This is a genomic window from Nonlabens sp. (assembly GCF_047636915.1).
Taxonomy (GTDB): domain Bacteria; phylum Bacteroidota; class Bacteroidia; order Flavobacteriales; family Flavobacteriaceae; genus Nonlabens.
In genome coordinates, this window is record NZ_JBLIGN010000143.1 from 1 (window position 1) to 4150 (window position 4150).

At 37.5% G+C, this 4150-nt stretch carries 4 protein-coding genes; all 4 read left to right on the forward strand.

All coding sequences use genetic code 11. The features are described 5' to 3' along the window. Nucleotides 1-1130: alpha-amylase family glycosyl hydrolase (locus tag ACJAT0_RS12830; RefSeq protein WP_415181971.1), on the forward strand; the 1130-nt coding region annotated here is incomplete at its 5' end. 352 nt (nt 1131-1482) lie between these two features. Further along, entirely contained in the window at nt 1483-1818 is a 336-nt protein-coding gene (locus ACJAT0_RS12835; RefSeq protein WP_415181972.1) for an arsenosugar biosynthesis-associated peroxidase-like protein, read from the forward strand. Nucleotides 1819-2373: 555 nt separating this feature from the next. Continuing rightward, nucleotides 2374-3438, forward strand: a complete 1065-nt coding sequence (arsS, locus tag ACJAT0_RS12840; RefSeq protein WP_374002542.1) for an arsenosugar biosynthesis radical SAM (seleno)protein ArsS — start codon at nt 2374-2376, stop codon at nt 3436-3438. Beyond that, complete coding sequence (locus ACJAT0_RS12845) at nt 3393-4136, forward strand: DUF2064 domain-containing protein (protein WP_415181973.1); 744 nt, start codon at nt 3393-3395, stop codon at nt 4134-4136. The genes arsS and ACJAT0_RS12845 overlap by 46 nt, the downstream gene beginning before the upstream one ends. Nucleotides 4137-4150 lie beyond the last annotated feature (14 nt).

Genomic DNA, 4150 nt, shown 5'->3' on the forward strand with positions numbered 1-4150 from the left:
TAGAAGACCTAAAAGATCCCAAAGAGCGAGAAAAATATTTAGGAAGTTACTACGCCGTAGCAGACTATGAAAAGATAAATCCAGACTTAGGAACCTCTGCTGATCTGATTAAATTAATAGAGACAGCTCATGAAAACGGTATGTATGTGATTTTAGATTGGGTAGCAAATCACACAGGATGGGACCATGTATGGATCAAGAAGCACCCCGAGTTTTATACCAGGGACGAAAATGGTAAAATGATGCATCCAGCAGGAACGGACTGGACAGATACCGCAGATCTAAATTATGACAATAGAGATTTGTGGGACGCTATGTCTAATGCCATGTCTAATTGGGTGACGGACTATAATATCGACGGTTTTAGATGTGATGTCGCGCACGAGGTGCCTACTGAGTTTTGGAACTACGCTACGGCACAATTACAGGAGCAAAAACCTTTATTCATGCTGGCAGAAAGTGAGAAAAAAGACCTATTTAACAAAGCCTTTGATATGGGTTACAATTGGGAAGGACATCACATCATGAACGAGTTAGCCCAAGGTAAAATGTCAGTAGAAAAATGGGATGCGTATATGGAACGCAATGCTAGGAACTACGATAAAGATGACATATTAATGAATTTCATTACCAACCATGATGAAAATTCATGGAATGGATCTGTTAAAGAAAGAATGGGTGCAAAAGCAGAAACCATGCTAGCACTATCCTATATGATACCAGGAATGCCTTTGATTTATTCGGGTCAAGAATATGATATGGATTACCGGTTAAAGTTTTTTGAAAAAGATACCATTCCTAAAACGAAAGGAAAAACATGGGACTTAATGAAGAAATTAGGAGCCTTAAAGGTGAATAATGTAGCTTTAAATGGAGGTAAAAATGCTGCTAGTTATACCAGGTTAAAAACTGATGATGATGATAAGATTTATGCTATTAAAAGAGAGAAAAACGGAGTTATTGTTTTTTATATAGCAAACTTTTCTGATGAAAGGCAATCGGCAAAAGTACAAGGGTTAAAGGGACGGATTACTGACGCATTGCGCGGTGGGCCAGTTAATTTTACAGAAGACAACAGGCTGGATCTTCCGCCTTTTGGATACCGTATTTTTACTCTAGAAAACGAATGATATTGTAGTACATAGTAAAAAGCTTTCTGTTTGGGGAGCTTTTTTTTGCTTTCGCCTTTACTAAGATAAAGTCAGATTTAGAGAGTTTGTTTGCGTACCTGATACCTGAGAGATATACTTTTTTAATGGTATTTTATCTAGGCGTTCTTTTTAAGATTTTGTTATCAATAATTTTACGGGCGTTAGAATAAATTTTGGATAATTTTGCAACAATTCACTACAGTGTCAGAATTCATCAGCTGCTATTGTTGGGTAGTGCATTTCAGTGTTTTTTATTTTAGCAGGAGAGCCTAATTTTTTAAAATTCTGATTTGGATGTAGTATTTTAGATTTTCAAAAAAAACAGTAAAAAATGCAAAAGACTTATTACGATCCTAAGGATCTTAAAAAATTTGGTAAAATAACAGAGTGGAGTGAAGAATTAGGAACTAAATTCTTTGATTATTACAGTAAGGTATTTGAAGAAGGCGCCTTAAGCGCAAGAGAAAAATCCTTAATGGCGCTGGCTGTTTCTCATGCAGTACATTGCCCTTATTGTATAGATGCTTATACGGGCGATGCTTTAAAAAGAGGCATCACTAAAGAAGAAATGATGGAGGCCGTGCATGTAGCTGCAGCAATAAAAGGTGGAGCGACACTGGTACACGGTGTTCAAATGATGAATAAAGTCAATAAACTGGAGATGTAGTAACTCTAGGCTTTGCCAAAGCAATACCTTAGAAGCTGCTATCCTAGAAAATAGCGGTAGCGATTTATCTGGGATCTGTGTTTCTATTAAAAGCTTTGTTCTTTAGTCCCTGAAAATTGGTTAAAACAGAGTTTTGGGATGGAAAAGGTAGATTTGACTCGGTAGCGGCAAAGATGGGAAAGTGGCGAAGTGCTGGAAATTTAGAGGAAGTTCGTATTTGGTTCTGCTTTTCAACCATTTCGGTAGACTCTGTGTAGCGCATGAAGAAATCGCAAACAGATAATTATAATTTAAATTTATTGACCACTCTGGAAGTATTGCTGCAGACGTCAGATCACATGTATATCTAGCAAGACAGGCCCAGTAAAAGCCTTTTGTTTTCCGTACTTTTAAAAACCAACTTATAAATTTTTCCCATAAGCCAGTATATGTTCCCTTAGCATTTATTAGAAAAACAGAATAGTGACAGTTTTGTGAAAAATTCTGACTATTTATGCATAAGGTAGATGTGCTCGAAGCGTGTCTATAATAACCAAACAAAACACACCATAATTTATGGCTGTAAATACCAAAAAATCTCTTAAAAATAGAGATGCAGATCTGGCTAATATCAATAAGCAAATGGAAGTACTCAACGGAGCACCATTTTCTAATGGAGAGTTGCCTTTTTTTGCAAAAAAGATAAAAGAAATAGGGCAATTACCTATGCGACCTAATACGTTAGAGATTCTTCAAGTAAATGTAGGGTACATGTGCAATCAGGTTTGTGCTCATTGTCATGTAGATGCTGGTCCAGACCGCAAAGAGATCATGACACGGGATACGATGGGATTAATTATAGATGTCATAAAAACGACAGGGGCACATACGCTAGACCTTACCGGTGGCGCCCCAGAGATGAATCCTGATTTTAGATGGTTTGTAGAACAAGCCTCTGAAGCTGGGATCCAAGATTTTATAGTGCGTTCTAATTTAACGATTATTAGAGCAAATCCTAAATACCACGACTTACCGGACTTCTTTAAGAAGCATAACATTCATGTGGTGTCTTCTATGCCGCACTGGACTAAAGGTAAGACAGATAAACAGCGTGGCGACGGTGTTTTTGATAAATCTATAAAAGCATTACAAGAACTCAATAAACGTGGTTATGGAATGCCAGGAAGTGATTTGAAATTAGATCTAGTTTACAATCCTAGTGGCGCTTATCTGCCAGGTGATCAAGCAAGCATGCAAAAGGAAATGAAAGCAGCCTTGTTAGCAGATTTTGATATCCAGTTTCACAGTCTTTTTGCGATAACCAATTTGCCTATCGCTAGGTTTTTAGATTATCTCGTAGCTAGTGAAAATTATGAAGATTATATGTATGCGCTTGTAGAGGCCTATAATCCTGCAGCTGTAGAAAATTTGATGTGTAAAAACACCATTTCTATTTCTTGGGATGGCTGGTTATACGATTGTGATTTCAATCAGATGTTAGACCTTAAAGTAGATAACAAGATCCAGCACATTAAAGATTACAATGAAGACTTATTGAACGATCGCACGATTCAAATTTCTCAACACTGCTATGGATGTACCGCTGGAGCAGGAAGCAGTTGTCAGGGAGTTGTAGCTTAACTAATAGAGATCATATCAAAAAGAACCTTTCAAATACCGCTATTCTTCTCTTTGCACAAACTGCTAAGGCAGATGTATTGCACAAACCGCTGGCTCATAACAGACAGATTATGAAGGTGCTCAACGATAAGGTACTTAAAACCGTGAACGGTTCCGGTTTGGATTTCTATCATTTTACCGAAAAAGAACAACGCGGCGTAGGTTTTGGCACGCGATTTACAAATTCTATTCAAGATGTTTTTGATAAAGGTTATGAGTCTGTAATCTGTCTCGGTAATGACACGCCTTTACTGACGGTTCAAATTGTTAAAAATGCGGCAACAGCGCTTAATAATGGCAATGCGGTCAAAGGAAAATCGTTCGATGGTGGTCTTTATTTGATCGGATTGCATAAAAACAAATTTGATCCAGTAGCTTTTAGAGCCCTATCGTGGCAATCATCCGGTTTGGCCATTGCATTTCATGACTATATTGTTTCTCAAAATCAAGAATTAATAGTCTTAGAACCTCTTGTGGATATTGATACAGAGCAGGATATGGCAGATTTTCTTGCGGGGAAAGATGCGCGTAGTTCTATTATTAAATTGCTATTAATAGCGCTTTCGCGAAAGCGGAACTACCTTATCATCTATACAGAGAAGTCCCGTTTTATTTCCTTAAAACAACCTTTGAATAAAGGGTCGCCTCTAGCTGCTTAACCCTACGTTAAAGT